Source organism: Frateuria defendens, assembly GCF_001182895.1.
In the GTDB taxonomy this organism is placed as follows: Bacteria; Pseudomonadota; Gammaproteobacteria; order Xanthomonadales; family Rhodanobacteraceae; genus Frateuria_B; species Frateuria_B defendens.
In genome coordinates this window covers 1-304 of sequence record NZ_LFQR01000273.1, presented here as the reverse complement: position 1 = coordinate 304, position 304 = coordinate 1, and the positions used below count along the sequence as shown (strand labels likewise).

The 304-nt window shown below is 69.1% G+C and carries 1 pseudogene; it reads left to right on the top strand.

The window, feature by feature from the left end:
* Positions 1–119: 119 nt before the first annotated feature.
* Positions 120–304 (top strand): annotated as a pseudogene (locus tag ACH65_RS20645) (hypothetical protein); the annotation flags it as partial.

The window sequence follows — 304 nt, the reverse complement described above, 5'->3', positions numbered from 1 at the left end:
CCGGCCCGGCGGGCCGGTGCCGCCGGGTTCACGTGGCACCCGGATGCTTCGACGCCGGCAGGGGCGGGCCGGATTCCTGTTGTGGAATTTTCCTATGGTGCCGCCCGCTCCGAGCCGCTATGCCTGATTGTCCATCGGTCACCGCGCCCACCACCGCCTTCACCCCGAAGGACACCATCTACGCCGCCGTGTCCACCAGCGGCACCGCCACCCTCGCCGTGAAATGGACCTACCAGGACGGCCAGACGATGAAGGAGGACAGCAAGTCCATCGCGCCCACCGGCCCGGCCACCACGACCTTCCA